Origin of the sequence: Bradyrhizobium diazoefficiens, from assembly GCF_016616235.1 — a bacterium.
Classification (GTDB): Bacteria; Pseudomonadota; Alphaproteobacteria; order Rhizobiales; family Xanthobacteraceae; genus Bradyrhizobium; species Bradyrhizobium diazoefficiens_H.
Window position 1 is genome coordinate 5,083,425 of record NZ_CP067100.1, and the last position, 13,499, is coordinate 5,096,923.

The window sequence follows — 13,499 nt, forward strand, 5'->3', positions numbered from 1 at the left end:
GCTAAGCGCCGAGATAAGCTTCCTGGATGTCGGGCGCGTCGGCGATTTCGCCGGCCGATCCCTCGCGCACGATCGAGCCCACCCTCAGCACATAGGCGCGATCGGCGATCTTGAGCGCCGCGCGCATGTTTTGCTCGACCAAAAGCGCCGAGAGGCCCTTGGCCCGCAGCGCGCCAATGGCGCCGAGCACGAATTTGGAGAAGAACGGCGACAGACCGAGCGACGGCTCATCGAACAGAATCAACCGGGGCCGCGCCATCAAGCCGCGGCCGATCGCCAGCATCTGCTGCTCACCGCCGCTGAGATTTCCGGCGGCCTGCCGGAAGCGCTCGCGCAAGCGGGGAAACATGTTCAGCACGTCCTCGACAGTGAACACGGGGCCACTACCGAACGCATCGACGATCTTCAGATTGGCCTCGACGGTCATCGACGGAAATATCTCGCGCCCCTCGGGCACGTGGCTGATCCCCGCGCGGCTGAGCGTCCAGGGCTTGCGCCCGTCGATGCGCTGTTCCGCGAATTCGATGCGGCCCGCCATGATCGGCAGAACACCGGAGATCGCGTTCAACAGCGTGGTCTTACCAGCGCCGTTGGCGCCGAGGATGGCGACGATCTCACCGCGATTGACCGAGAGCGAGACGCCGCGGAGCGCGACGACCTTGCCGTAAGCCGCTGACACGTCCTTGACGGCCAGCAATGTGCCATCACTCGTCATCGTCGGCTCCGAGATATGCGGTCACGACCTCTGGATGGCTGAGAACGTGATGCGGCGCATCGACCACGACAGGCTTGCCGTCGACAACGACGAGCGCGCGGCCGCAGAGTTGCCGGATGACGGCCATGTCGTGCTCGACGATCAGGATGGTCCGCCCCGGCGCGATCGCACGGATCAGCGCGATGAAATCGGCAGTCTCGCGCCCGTTCATGCCGGCCGCGGGCTCGTCGAGGAACATGATCTTCGGATCGGACATCAAGGCGATGCCGACGGCGAGCCGGCGCTGCACGCCATAGGCCAGCACGCTGGCCTTGCGGTGCCGCTCTCCGTCAAGGCCGATCAGCGTGAGCACCTCCTCGACGCGAGCCTGGAAGGCCTGCTGATCCCCGGCATAGGTTTTGCTGCCGATGATTCGGCCCAGGACGCCGTGGTGAAAGCTTGCATGGCGCCCGAACAGGAGATTCTCGAGCACCGTACTTTCGGCGAACACCGCGGTCCTCTGGAAGGTCCGGGCGACGCCGGACCGCGCGATGAGGTGCGGCGGCATCCCCGCGATCTCGCTGCCCATGATGCGGATCGATCCGCTAGTCGGTACGGTGATGCCGCAGAGAATGTCGAACAACGTCGACTTGCCCGCGCCATTCGGACCGATGATGCCGAAAATCTCGCCTTCCTGAACGTCAAGGCTGACGCCGTTCAGGGCCGTCACGCCGCCATACCGCTTGACGATATCCCGGGCCGAGACGGCTGGACGCTCAGCGACTGCGATCGTCATCTGTCTTCCTTCCCAACCGGTCACGCAGAGCAACGCCCAGTTGATGCAGCCCCCCGGGGGCAAACATCATGATCAGAATGATGATCGACGAGAAAACCAGGATCCTTACGTTCGGATCGAGGTTCATGGCCTGCGGTATCAACGTGAACATTGCAGCACCGATGACGGGGCCGACCACGAGCTGTGCGCCGCCCAGCAGCACCATCAGGAGGCCATCCACCGTGTTCGCGACGCTGAACACCTCGGGAGTCACGATCTGGGTGTAGGGAACGGCAAGCGCGCCGGCGAGCGCAGCGAACGGCGCACTCAGCATGAAAGCCTTCAGTCGGACGCGCGCGACATCGACGCCGACCGAGCGGGCGAGATGAGGATTTTGGCGCACGCTGTCCATCGCGGCGCCGAACGGAGACCGGCGCAGGGCTACAAGGAATAGGATTGCGAGCAGGAGAATGGTGGCGGTGACCGCGAAGTAGGTCTGCGGATCAGATAGCTGAAGCGGGCCGATCTCGATGGGCGGGAAACCGAACAGACCAAGCGGACCTCCGGTGATCTCCTCGAGATTCGCCGCCGCGACCATGGCGACGCCGGTGAGCCCCCAGGAGACGATCGAAAAATAAGCGCCGGTCAGACGCAGCGTGATGACGCCGATGGCGGCGGCCAGTGCCACGGACAACACGAGCGCGATGAGCACCGCGAGCTCGAAGGGCAGCCCCACTTTGCCCATTCCGATCGCCGCGCCATAAGCGCCGACCCCGAAGAACAGACACTGGCCGAGCGGCACCTCGCCAACACCGCCGAGGATGATGTTGATGCTCAGAGCGAACAGAGCGAATGCGCAGGTATAACCGGCAAGGGTCACTATGAACGGGTCGGTGAATGTGACAGCGAACGCCACTATGGCCACGACGGCGCATCCGACATAAATTGTCTCTCGCGCCGCGCGCCCGGGCTTGTCCCCGGCCATGGCGCCAGTCTGCTGCTTCCTGTCCATCACAGTGCCGAAATCCTGGATCGCCATATCAATGCCGATGCTGCTGGACTTGGCCAAGCAGTCCCTGAGGGCGGAACAGTAGCGTGGCGATTACGAGTCCCCACCCCAATGCGGGGGTCCACGACACCGAGACAAAGGTCTCGAACAGGGCGTTGGCGACGCCGATCAGCAATGCCCCCAGCATCGCGCCGGGGATACTGCCCATTCCGCCGAGGATGACGACCGTAAAGCCAACGATCAACGCGCTGTATCCCATGGTCGGATAGATCGTCGAGATCGGCGCCAACAGCGCGCCGGCCAGGCCCGCAGCGGCAACCCCGAGCACGAAGGCCAGCGCGCGTATCCAGGGGACGTCGATGCCGGAATAGAGCGCACCGCGCGCGTTCTGGGCCACGGCGACGACCTGCTGGCCCTTGATGCTCAGACGGAGCCATAGACCAAGCGCACCGAGCACGAGCACCGAGCAGACGAAGATGAATGCGCGCTGCGAGGCCACGAAGATTCCGAGAAAGCGCATCGTGGTCTGGCCTAGCGGCGACGTCACGGGAAGCGGATCCGGCCCGAAGATCAGGATCAAGCCGGCCACCGCGGCCTGCCCAAGTGCGAAGGTCACGATGAGCGAGCCGTGGTGCGAGTCACCATACAGGCTGCGCCGGATGACGATCCATTCGGTCACGGCACCGATGACCACGACGATCAGCACCGAGAGCGGCACAGCGACGAAATAGTTCAGGCCTTGCGACGTCAGCAAATAGCAGGCGTAGCCGCCCATGGCGAAGAACGCGCCATGGGCAAAGTTTGCGATGCCTACGATTCCGAAGATCAGCGTCAGGCCGACGGCGATGACGGCATAGCCGGCGCCCAGCACCAATCCGTTGACCAGGGTTTGAGCCAGAAGTTCCAAAGCCGTACGTACCTTCTAGGTTTGATCCGCGCGATCGTCAGTTCGAACTGACACGCTCGACCTGGATGAGGGCTCCGTTGTCGATGCGCTGGATGTAGAAATACGGCGCACGCGCACGTCCCTTCTCGTCGAACTTGAGCATGCCGCGCGGAGTCGGCCATGAGTTCTCTCGAATGACCTTGGCGATCTTGTCGTAGTCGCTGTCGGTGCCGGCCTTGTCCATCGCAGTGGCGATCAGGTTGACGGACTCGAAGATCACCAGTTCGCCCTTGCCGGGAAGCACGTTGAACTTCTTCTGATAGTTCTCGACGAACTCCTTGCCCTCGGGACCCGGGTCGGAGGCCATGAAGATCTCGCCCGTGATGACGCCGTTCATGGCGCCCTCCGATGGCTTGATCATGCCGGGCGTCACCACGCCCGGCGACATCACCTCGATCTTGAAGCCGCCGAGCTGGCGTACCTGCTTCCACAGCTGCGCCGCGCGCGCCGGATAGGCGTCGGCGACGTAGATCATGTCCGGGTTGCTGGCCTTGATCTTGGTGAGAATGGAGGTGAAGTCGTTGGTCTCGGCGTCGTAGGTAGACGCGCTCACCAGCTCGATGCCGCCGGCCTTGAGGCTTTCCTTGAGCTTCTCCAGAACGGTCTTGTTGAACTCGGAGTTTTCGCCCATGTAGGCGACCGTCTTCGGCTTCAGCGTCTTGACGATGTAGTGGTTGAACGCTTCAGAGTTGAGCGAGACCGTGTTGTTGACCTGGAACAGCCAGGGGCTTCCTTGGTCGGTGATGGCGTCGGCCTGCGCGGCGGCATTCACCTGCAGGATGCGCTTCTTCGTGACCGAGGATTCCGCGAGCACGACCGAGCTGTTGGTGCCGCCCGTGATCGCCTTGACGCGCCCGACCGACATCAGCTTCTGCACGGCGGCGACACCGCCCTGCGGCGTTCCCTTCTCGTCTTCATAGACCAGCTCGACCTTGCGGCCTCCGAGGATGCCGCCGCGCTGATTAATGAGTTCGGCGGCATAATTGGCGCCGCGCTGCGAATCCTGGCCGTAGCTGGCCGCGGCGCCGCTCAGCGGCAGCGCCAGGCCGATCTTGATGGTGTCGACCGCGGCAGCAGGCGCGCAAGCGAGCCCCAGAGCGGCGGCGACGATTGCGCCACCCGCAACGAATATCTTCCAACGATTGGTCGTCTTCATCGGTTTCCCCTGTCATTGTGACTGGCCGGCATACGGCAATGCCGCGGCGGCGCTTGATCGGCTGGACGGCTCAGGCCTTCGAGCTCAATTCAGATTGCGCTGAAAGAGATCGAAGAGGCGCTCCCAATGCCGCTCGGTGCTGGCCTTGTGGTAGAGGCGCCGGGTCGGAAACGCAAAGCCATGCTCGGCTTCCGGATAGTATTCCATCCGTGCGTTGACACCGGTCGTCTTGATCGCCTGCGACACCTGCTCGAGCATCTCGGGCGGTGCGTAGTGATCATGTTCGGCGAGAGCAAAGTAGATCTCGCCCTTGATCTTGTCGGTGACGAGATGCGCGGAGTCCGGCTGGTCGGTGACGAGGCGCGCGCCGTAGACGGATGCACCAGCAGCCATGCGATCGGGAAACACGCCCATCGCGCGATAGACGTAGCGGCCGCTCATGCAATAGCCGACGCATCCCGTCTTGCCCTGCCGTGCCGCCGGCTCATTGGCGAGGAAGTCGAACATCACCTGAGTGTCTTCCATCACCATGGTGTTCGTGAGGTGGCGGTTGAGCTTCCACATCAACTCCAGCTTGTCTGCGCAAGCGGGATCCCACAGCCGATTGGCGTCGAGATCGACGCAACGGACCATGCGGTAATACATGTTCGGCATGATGACGTAGTAGCCGACCGTTGCGAGACGCCGGCACATGTCCGACAGCTCCTCGCGTATACCGACCGAGTCCATATAGAAGATGACGACAGGGAACGGTCTTGGACGGTCCGGGTGAAACACATACGTGTTCATCACCCCATCCTTGGTTTTCAAATCGACGACCTTCTCCTGCACGACCCCACCCGTTTAGCCATCTTGTATCCCCGCGCGTTTCTGGCGTGGGGTGGGCAGGAGAATGTGCCGGGCCGAAGCTGAAAGCCAGAGCATTACAGATATGCGTGCCTATTTACAGATATGTGAAAATGAATTTGCTCAATTGCGGGCTTTTGTCGCCGGCGCTCGATCCTCTCGCGAAACAAATTTGTCGATGCCTTCGCGAAGTGATCTCAGGATCTGCGTTCGCTTGGATACCAGCCGTTCGACTGGGCCGCCGACGCCGATCGCCAGGATGCGGCCGTGGCGCCGTTCGGGCAACAACATACCGATGACACCAGCCCCGGCCGTCACGGTGTGAAGGGAGATGACGTAGCCATCCTTGCGGATCTTACGGAGTTTCTGCATCAGTTCCTTGAGATCGACCTTCTTCCGCCGGTCTTCCTCCTCGAAATTGATGCGGCGCACGAGCTTCTCGATGGTCTCGTCCGAACGCGCGCTCAGCAGCATCCATCCGAGGCCCGAGCGCGCGAGTGGCCGGATCGTCCCGGGCCTGATCGAGAACTGGATCGTGCGCGGCGAAGGCTGAACGTGGATGTATTGCATGTAGAGGTCGCTCTGGGTCGCGATGCTGACGGTCTCTTCCGTTTCCTTGTTGAGGTGGTTGACTAGCGCCGAAATTCCGCGTTCGCCAAAAAGCGCGCCCTGCACCCAGTGCCCGAGCTGAACGATCCGCATGGTCGGCATGTAGGTCCGCGAATACCGGTCGAAGTCGACATAGCCGAGCACAACCATGCTCTTGAGGACCGCGGAAGCGCTGGAGACGGGATAGCCGAAGCGCAGCGCGACCTCCTTGAGACTCAATGGCCGCTGCACTTCGTCGAAATATTCCAGGATCTCGAACAGCCGCTTGGCCGTCTTGATGACCTCTTTGGACATGCTTCCTCGCTCGCTTTTTCACATAGATAGAAAAGTTTTCCCGTGGACGAAAGTTATTTCGCGGAATCCTCGTGTTTGCTAGAAGGCTCGCCAACAGAGGTCGCCCATGGTTTCTGCCGAGCAGATGAAGTTCGAAGTGTCCGATCGCGTCGCGACGATCACATTCGACCGACCGGACAAGATGAACGCATGGACGCCGGTCATGGAGAGCGAGCTACGCCGCCTGATGGCGATCGCGTCCGAGGACGACGACGTGCGCGCGATCGTGATCACCGGCGCCGGCCGGGGCTTCTGCGCCGGCGCCGATATGGGCCGCCTGTCCGATGCTTCGTTGGGAAGCGCGGCCGCCGCTGCACCGGTCGTTCCCCCGGAGAGCGACGACGATCTGGCGCAGCGATACAGCTATCTGCTCGCCGTTCCCAAGCCGATCATTGCGGGCATCAATGGCGCGATCGCGGGCGTTGGTCTTTGCATCGCGCTGTATTGCGATCTCCGCTTCATGGCCGCAGGTGCGAAGCTGACCACGTCCTTCGCCCGGCGCGGCCTGATCGCGGAGCACGGCAGCGCCTGGATGTTGCGCCAGCTCATCGGACCGATGAATGCCGCGGACCTTCTGCTGTCGGGGCGCGTGGTCGAAGCCGCGGAAGCCGAGCGGCTCGGCCTGGTCAGGATGCTGCCGGCGGACACTTTCCGCGAGACCGTGCAGCAGACGGCGTCGGATTTCGCCAATTTCTGCTCTCCCCGGTCCATGCGCATCATTAAGCAGCAACTGGCGGCAGCTCCCCGGCAAACCCTGGCCGAAGCCACGCAGCTTGCAAACAGGGAAGTCGCGATCTGCCGCGGAACGGAAGACTTCAAGGAGGGCGTTGCCCATTTCATCGAAAAGCGGGCGCCGCGCTTCACCGGCAAGTAAACGCGAGGTCGTGGGCGTCTTCAATTGATGTGAAGTCCGCGCTGAGCGCCTGCCCCCCGATCATCGAGGCGGCCGGGCTCGGCTCGGCGGGGGCAATATTGTGAGCGCAGCGGACCGGTTGGTCAATCACATGTTCTGCTAGTGAGCTGCTAGTGTGGACACTGCTGTCTCGACATACTCGAACAGCAGTCGGCAAGTCTCCGAGTCATTCGCAATGGGCCAACCATCGTCAGGCGGACACGACGGAAACGCAAGGCCAGCGGACACGCTTGAGCCGATCTGGATGGCTATGCGGCAGTGACGGCCTTGCTGTCGATGGCAGCCTGGATTTCGGCCTCGCTCAGGCCGGCCTCGCGCAGCACCTCACGCGAATGCTCGCCGAGGTGCGGCGCGACGCGATGGATGCCGGCCGGGCTCTCCGAGAATTTCGTCGCCGGCCGCGCCTGCCGGATGCGTCCTTCGGTTGGGTGATTGATGTCTGCGAACAGCCCAACGGCGGCAAGATGCGGCTGCTCCCCGATCTCGGTGAGGCGGGCAAAGGCGGTGTGCGGCACGTCGAGCCGCAGCAGCAATTCCTCCCACTCCGCGGTGGTGCGGGTCCGGCCGATCTCGCTCATGCGGTCGTAGATCTTGTCGATGTTCTGGGAGCGCAGCACGGGATCGCGCACGCCGAGCTCGTCGCTCAATTCAGGCCGGCCGACGGCCTCGAAGAAAGCGCACCAATTGTCCCCGGAGTAAGGCAGCATCGTCAGCCAGCCGTCCTTCGTCCGCACCGGGCGCCGGTTCTTCATCCGCTTGTAGCCGGTCGGCCCGATCGGCGGATCGAAGGCGTGGCCGCCCAGCATCTCGATGCTGTTGAAGCCGGCGATGGTCTCCAGCATCGGCACCTCGACCATCTGCCCCTGCCCGCTGCGCTCGCGCCGGAACAAGGCGGCAGAGACGGCGCCAGCCATCGCCATCGCACAGATCTTGTCCCCGATCAGGCTCGGTACGAATTCCGGCTCCTCGTCCGATCCGATCGAGGATGCAAGGCCGGAGGCAGCCTGAATGATCTCGTCGAAGGCGGGGCGCGCTGCCCACGGGCCGTCCTGGCCAAAGCCCGTGGCCGCGGCGTAGATCAGCCGTGGATTGAGTTTTGCGCAATCACCATAGCCGAACCCGAGCCGCGCCATCGCGGCTGGCCGCACATTGGTAACGAGCGCATCCACGGTCGGGATCAGCTTCGCCAGCGCGGCCTTGCCTTCGGGATGCTTCAGATCGAGCGCGAGGCTGCGCTTGTTGCGGTTGACCGCCATGAACTGGCCGCTCATGCCGCGGTTTCGAAACACCCCGGTGTAGCGCCAGGTGTCGCCTCCAGGCGGTTCGACCTTGATGACATCGGCGCCCCAGTCGCCGAGCATCTGCGCAGCATAGGGACCGAACAGCACGCTCGTCAGATCGAGAACGCGGATACCGCTGAGGGGGCCGGTTGGTGCCATCGTCTCTTCACTGTGGTTGGAGGAACGGTCACGGGGGCAAGTTCGAGCGGGCAAGACTGCCGCCCTGCCCGCCCATTGCGTTGCGTCGATGCTATTCGCCGATCACGTCGCCGAACAGCTCCCAGGACTTGCCATTGAAGCGCGCCATCTGCAATTGACGGATCGGCGTCACCTGCTCGGCCGAGGTGTTGAGCTTGATGCCGGGCAGCAGCATCGGCAGCTCGACATCCTTGAACGACTGCGTCTGCTTCATCAGATTGGCGCGCGTCAGATCATTGCCGGCGCGCTGCAGCACCAGCTCCATGATCTGCGCCATGGTGTAGCCGGTGACGTTGAAGATGTCGGCAGGATCCGCTCCGGAATTGTAGGTCTTCATCCATTCGCGCCACGCCTTCATGCCAGCGTCATTCTCCCAGCGAGGATCGCCGGGATCCTTCTGGAAGGCGCCGGTGACGATGCCGACGGAATTTTCGAGCCCGGCCGGTACCAGCACGGATCCGACGGAATTGGAGACGGCGGGAAGGATGATCTGCGGCTTCCAGCCGAGTTCGGCGATCTTCTTGATCGCCTGCGCCGCGAATTTCGGCGTGCATTCGTTGAAGACAACGTCGGCGCCGGCGGCCTTGAACTTGACGATCTGGGAATCGACGGTCGGGTCCGTCGTCTCGTACACCGCTTCCGAGACGATCTGGTTGACGTGCTCGCCGAGACCTTCCTTGAAGCCGGCGAGGTAGTCGCGGCCGGGATCCTCGTTCGGCGTGATGACTGCGATCCTGGCATCGGGCTTGTTGGCCAGAATCCATTTGGCGTAGATTCGGCCCTCAGTGCGGTAGGTCGGCTGCGAGCCGGTGGTCCAGGGGAAATGCTGCGGATCGTTCCAGCGGCTGGCTCCGCTCGATGGGAACAGCTGCGGGATCTTCTTGGCGTTGAGATATTTCTGCGCCGCGATGTTCGGGCCGGTGCCGAGCATCGAGAACATCGCCAGCACCTCGTCGCTCTCGGTGAGGCGCCGAACCTGCTCGACAGTCTTCGACGGCGAATAGCCGTCGTCCATGCTGAGCAGCTCGACCTTTCGGCCGTTGATGCCGCCCTTGTCGTTGAGCATCTTGAAATAGGCGATCTCGGCGCGGCCGATCGCGGAATAGGCGGAGGCCGGCCCCGAATACGGCATTGTCTGGCCGAGCTTGATTGTCGTGTCCGTCGCACCCGTATCGTAGTTTCCGGCGATTGCAGCCGAAGCGGCACAGAAACTTGTGAATAGAGCGAAAGCGCCAAGGACGAATTGTTTTCTCTGCATTTTCAGATTCTCCTCCCGCCAAGACCATGGCCGCGAGTTCATGCGCCACTCGGCTTGTATCGTTTGTTCTTGTTTGTCCTAAGCCGCAATAGTCTCGACATCGGCGGGTGACGTTATACTCGCATTTTGCTGTTTGAGATGTAGCGGAGATGTCAGACGCTTATGCGCAACTTGCAACCGCTCTGTTTGCGGCGCGCATCCTTACAATTCACCTAAATGAAGCGTCGCTCAAGCGGACGGCATTTTCTTCGGATCCGCTTAGCTGAGGTGGCATGGACAAGTCCGTGCTAATGACTGGACCTGACCTTCAGGAGGGCATTAATTACGCCCTAATCATAACGCCGCGATCAGATTTCGATGGGTACAGACATGCCTAGGACAATAAAGAAAGCGTTGGCAGATGACCACATCACGGAAGCTACGAGCTACGGCCCTCCGGCGGCGGGATCGGTCAAGTCGGCGGGACGCGTGCTTCGAATTCTGGAGTTCTTCGACGAGATCCAGCGCGACGCGCGCGTCGCCGAAGTTGCCGAGCGGCTGGGATTTCCGCAATCGTCGACCTCGATCCTGCTCAATTGCCTCGTCGAGCTCGGTTACATGGATTATCTGCAGGAAAGCCGCAGCTTCCTGCCCTCGCCGCGCGTCACCCTGCTCGGGACCTGGCTCGACAAGGGCCCCGTCAGAAACGGCAGCCTGATGCGGATGCTCGAAGAGCTGTCTCAGAAAACGGGCGACACCGTCATCATCGCCGCACGGAGCGGAATTTACGCGCAATATATTCACGTTTTGCAGGCCCGGGCCACGATGCGCTTCCACGTCCCACCCGGATCCAGGCGCCTCGTGGTGTGGTCGGCCACTGGTTTTTCACTGCTGACGTCGAGCAGCGACAAGGAGATTCGCAGCGTGTGCACACGCACCAACGCGGAAGCGGCGCTCGACATATCGCGGATCGACATTAATCAGGTGCTGGAAAACGTCGAGCGCACGCGGCGTGACGGCTTCTTCTTCTCGGCGGGGCTCGTCACGCCTGGCGCGGGGTCGATCGCGCTGCCCCTGCCCGAGGGCATCGACGGCTGGAACCGCGCGCTTGCCGTCGCCGTATCAGGTCCTCTTCAAGATATCACGCGGCGGCAGACGGAGATCGTCGCGCTGCTCAACGATGTAGTGCAGCGCTATCTTCGCCCGTCGTCCTCGAGCTAGGCCGCACCGGCGGTTGCCGGCGGGTCGACCAGCAGCGGCCAAAAACCGTCGCCGCCCTGCTCGCAGATCATCCGGCCGATCTTTTCCTGCCACCACGGTTCGGCCCCCCATTCGTCGCGCCACGACCAGAGCCGGCGGGTGGCGTAGTGCAGCGGATGCTCCTGAGTAAACCCCATCGCGCCGTGGACCTGATGGCAGAGGGCGGCAACCTGCCCGGCAGATTCCCCGCACCGGGATTTTGCAATCGCCACGGCCAGCGCGTTATCACCCAGCCGCGGCGTTTCCGTCAGCGCGTCGCCTGCCGCCGACGCCGCAGCAAAATGGCCTGCCGCAATCGCCAGCATATGCTGGATCGCCTGGAACTTCGCGATCGGCCGGCCGAACTGCACGCGCTCATTGGCGTAGGACAGTGCGTAGTCCATGCACCGCTCCATCCCGCCGATCATCTGCTGGACGCGGATTGCGGCGCCAAACGGCATCAGGCCATCGGCGTCGAGACAGGCGGGCGCCGGCAAGAAGTCGCTCGCGGCCAGTTGCACGCCGCCGAAATCGACGTCTTCGCGCGGCTCATAGGCCACGTTCCGCCGTGTCTTGTTCGAGCGCGCCTTGCCGGTCGGCACGCGGCAGAGGAAGGCATTGCCATTTGCGTCGGACGCGAGGACCAGAGCAATGGGCGCCTGCTTGCCCCAGGCAACATGCCGCGCGATGCCCTGCAATGTTGCGCCCGTTCTGTTCGATGCGAGCGTGATGCGATCGTGCGGATTAACCGGCGCGAGCGTTACCGCTCCCGCGATCACCTCGCCGCCGGCGTCGGTCCAGAGCGCGTTGGCAATCATGGTCTCTGCCAGCGGCAGCGGGACGGAATGAAATGCCGACCGGCGGATCAGGTTTGCCGCAACGTCCGGGGCCAGCCCCGCCCCGCCTTTCATTTCGGGCACCAGTGCCAGCGGCAGGCCGGCATCTTCCATCGCACTCCAGAGCGCATCAGACCACTGCCCGGCGTCGGCCGCGGACAGAACCTTCTTGTCGATGTGTTGCGCAAACAGGCGATCGGCCTGTTCGAGCACAATGGCGGACATGTCTTCCATGGCGTCTCCTCCTCAGCGCAGGCCAAGACCGCGGGCTATCATCCCGCGCAGGATTTCCGGCGTGCCGCCGCGAATGGTGAACGAAGGCGCGTGCAGCAACACATGCGCCATCGCCTGCGAATATTCGTCGTCGTCATCGAGACTTGCCTCGATCGGCAACAGCTTCCGCACCATTTCCGGAACCTCCCGTTCGAACGCCGTGCCGACGTCCTTGACCAGCGCGGCCTCCGTGACCGGGCTCTCGCCGCGCTCCAGAAGGCCAGCGATCGACGACGACATCCGGCGCAGCGTGGCGAAGTGAGCCGCCAACCGGCCGATCTCGACCGCCTGCCGTTCGTTCGGCTCGCGCCCGATCTTGTCGACAAGCTCGACCAGGAGCCTGATGTCCGACATGAATCGGTCCGGGCCGGCGCGCTCGAACGCCAGTTCGCCCGTAACGCGCGTCCAGCCTTCTCCGGGCTTTCCGATCATCATGTCGTCGGGAACGAAGCAGCTCTTGAAGAAGACTTCGTTGAACTCGTGCCCGCCCGACAGGTTCATGATCGGCCTGATCTCGATACCTTCCGAGCTCGTGTCCACGATGAACTGGGACAGCCCGGCGTGGCGATTCTCGCTGAGCGGCTCGGTGCGGGCCAGCACGATCAAATAATGGACGCGATGCGCGTTCGAGGTCCAGATCTTGGTGCCGTTGATGACCCAGCCACCTTCGACCTTGTCGGCCTTGGTGCGGGCCGCCGCGAGGTCGGAGCCGGAATCAGGCTCGCTCATGCCGATGCCGAAATAGCACTCACCCGCCGCGATCTTCGGCAGGATCAGCTGCCGCGCCCGCTCGCTGCCGTGCTTGAGGATCTGCGGGCCGGACTGCCGATCCGCGATCCAGTGCGCGCCGCCCGGCGCGCCGGCCGCCAGCATCTCCTCGGTGACGACGAAACGCTGCAGGTTGGAGTATTCGCCGCCGCCATATTGCTTCGGCCAAGTCATGCCGATGAAGCCGGCCTTGGCGGCGCGCTTGCTGAACTCCGGATCAAATGTCGACCAGGAGGTCCGATGTGCCGCATAACGGCCGGTGTCACGCTCCTCCTGCAGGAACGCGCGGACCTTGCGCCGCATCTCCTCGGCCTCAGGTGGCAAGGTCAGGGATTCGAACCGGAATGCGTGCATTCAAGCCTCCATCGATCGAAGGGCGTCGTTCGG

At 63.0% G+C, this 13,499-nt stretch carries 13 protein-coding genes; 2 read left to right on the forward strand and 11 right to left on the reverse strand.

All coding sequences use genetic code 11. The features are described from left to right. Window position 1 precedes the first annotated feature (1 nt). From JJB99_RS24410 to JJB99_RS24440, 7 genes are all read right to left on the reverse strand, one after another. Window positions 2-715 carry an ABC transporter ATP-binding protein gene (locus JJB99_RS24410; RefSeq protein WP_200494834.1) on the reverse strand — a complete coding sequence of 238 codons (714 nt, stop codon included), beginning with the start codon at window positions 713-715 and terminating at the stop codon, window positions 2-4. Beyond that, a complete protein-coding gene (locus tag JJB99_RS24415) occupies window positions 705-1,490 on the reverse strand; it encodes an ABC transporter ATP-binding protein (RefSeq protein WP_246774966.1) in 786 nt (261 codons plus the stop codon). Before JJB99_RS24415 ends, JJB99_RS24410 begins: the two co-directional genes overlap by 11 nt. Then, window positions 1,471-2,538, reverse strand: a complete 1,068-nt coding sequence (locus tag JJB99_RS24420; protein ID WP_200494835.1) for a branched-chain amino acid ABC transporter permease — start codon at window positions 2,536-2,538, stop codon at window positions 1,471-1,473. Before JJB99_RS24420 ends, JJB99_RS24415 begins: the two co-directional genes overlap by 20 nt. After that, window positions 2,510-3,385, reverse strand: a complete 876-nt coding sequence (locus tag JJB99_RS24425; protein ID WP_200494836.1) for a branched-chain amino acid ABC transporter permease — start codon at window positions 3,383-3,385, stop codon at window positions 2,510-2,512. Before JJB99_RS24425 ends, JJB99_RS24420 begins: the two co-directional genes overlap by 29 nt. Before the next feature lie 37 nt (window positions 3,386-3,422). Continuing rightward, window positions 3,423-4,580, reverse strand: coding sequence for an ABC transporter substrate-binding protein (locus JJB99_RS24430; protein ID WP_200494837.1), 1,158 nt, complete (start codon window positions 4,578-4,580; stop codon window positions 3,423-3,425). An 84-nt stretch (window positions 4,581-4,664) separates the two neighbouring features. Further along, window positions 4,665-5,369, reverse strand: a complete 705-nt coding sequence (locus JJB99_RS24435) for a dienelactone hydrolase family protein (RefSeq protein ID WP_246774967.1) — start codon at window positions 5,367-5,369, stop codon at window positions 4,665-4,667. Window positions 5,370-5,549: 180 nt separating this feature from the next. Then, window positions 5,550-6,329, reverse strand: coding sequence for an IclR family transcriptional regulator (locus JJB99_RS24440; protein WP_200494839.1), 780 nt, complete (start codon window positions 6,327-6,329; stop codon window positions 5,550-5,552). A gap of 106 nt (window positions 6,330-6,435) precedes the next feature. On the opposite strand from JJB99_RS24440, the gene JJB99_RS24445 reads away from it, so the two are divergent. Further along, entirely contained in the window at window positions 6,436-7,242 is an 807-nt protein-coding gene (locus JJB99_RS24445) for an enoyl-CoA hydratase-related protein (RefSeq protein ID WP_200494840.1), read from the forward strand. 287 nt (window positions 7,243-7,529) lie between these two features. Here JJB99_RS24445 and JJB99_RS24450 read toward each other — a convergent pair whose 3' ends face one another. After that, on the reverse strand, window positions 7,530-8,720 hold the full coding sequence (locus tag JJB99_RS24450) for a CaiB/BaiF CoA transferase family protein (RefSeq protein ID WP_200494841.1): 1,191 nt from the start codon (window positions 8,718-8,720) through the stop codon (window positions 7,530-7,532). A gap of 91 nt (window positions 8,721-8,811) precedes the next feature. Continuing rightward, window positions 8,812-10,017 (reverse strand): ABC transporter substrate-binding protein, encoded by a 1,206-nt coding sequence (locus JJB99_RS24455; protein WP_200494842.1) that lies wholly within the window; start codon window positions 10,015-10,017, stop codon window positions 8,812-8,814. A gap of 369 nt (window positions 10,018-10,386) precedes the next feature. Between JJB99_RS24455 and JJB99_RS24460 the strand changes: the two genes are divergently transcribed. Next, entirely contained in the window at window positions 10,387-11,217 is an 831-nt protein-coding gene (locus tag JJB99_RS24460; RefSeq protein WP_200494843.1) for an IclR family transcriptional regulator, read from the forward strand. Here the strand turns inward: JJB99_RS24460 and JJB99_RS24465 are convergent. Both JJB99_RS24465 and JJB99_RS24470 read right to left on the reverse strand, forming a co-directional pair. After that, window positions 11,214-12,305, reverse strand: coding sequence for an acyl-CoA dehydrogenase family protein (locus JJB99_RS24465; protein WP_200494844.1), 1,092 nt, complete (start codon window positions 12,303-12,305; stop codon window positions 11,214-11,216). The two genes, JJB99_RS24460 and JJB99_RS24465, sit on opposite strands and share 4 nt — an antisense overlap. A gap of 12 nt (window positions 12,306-12,317) precedes the next feature. Then, entirely contained in the window at window positions 12,318-13,466 is a 1,149-nt protein-coding gene (locus JJB99_RS24470) for an acyl-CoA dehydrogenase family protein (RefSeq protein WP_200494845.1), read from the reverse strand. Window positions 13,467-13,499 lie beyond the last annotated feature (33 nt).

Bases quoted from the DNA above. Each gene is read 5' to 3' on its own strand.
- JJB99_RS24415 (WP_246774966.1), bottom strand. From the start codon at position 1,490: ATGACGATCGCAGTCGCTGAGCGTCCAGCCGTCTCGGCCCGGGATATC.
- JJB99_RS24430 (WP_200494837.1), bottom strand. From the start codon at position 4,580: ATGAAGACGACCAATCGTTGGAAGATATTCGTTGCGGGTGGCGCAATC.
- JJB99_RS24455 (WP_200494842.1), bottom strand. From the start codon at position 10,017: ATGCAGAGAAAACAATTCGTCCTTGGCGCTTTCGCTCTATTCACAAGT.
- JJB99_RS24460 (WP_200494843.1), top strand. From the start codon at position 10,387: ATGCCTAGGACAATAAAGAAAGCGTTGGCAGATGACCACATCACGGAA.
- JJB99_RS24440 (WP_200494839.1), bottom strand. From the start codon at position 6,329: ATGTCCAAAGAGGTCATCAAGACGGCCAAGCGGCTGTTCGAGATCCTG.
- JJB99_RS24450 (WP_200494841.1), bottom strand. From the start codon at position 8,720: ATGGCACCAACCGGCCCCCTCAGCGGTATCCGCGTTCTCGATCTGACG.
- JJB99_RS24445 (WP_200494840.1), top strand. From the start codon at position 6,436: ATGGTTTCTGCCGAGCAGATGAAGTTCGAAGTGTCCGATCGCGTCGCG.
- JJB99_RS24410 (WP_200494834.1), bottom strand. From the start codon at position 715: ATGACGAGTGATGGCACATTGCTGGCCGTCAAGGACGTGTCAGCGGCT.
- JJB99_RS24465 (WP_200494844.1), bottom strand. From the start codon at position 12,305: ATGGAAGACATGTCCGCCATTGTGCTCGAACAGGCCGATCGCCTGTTT.
- JJB99_RS24470 (WP_200494845.1), bottom strand. From the start codon at position 13,466: ATGCACGCATTCCGGTTCGAATCCCTGACCTTGCCACCTGAGGCCGAG.
- JJB99_RS24435 (WP_246774967.1), bottom strand. From the start codon at position 5,369: ATGAACACGTATGTGTTTCACCCGGACCGTCCAAGACCGTTCCCTGTC.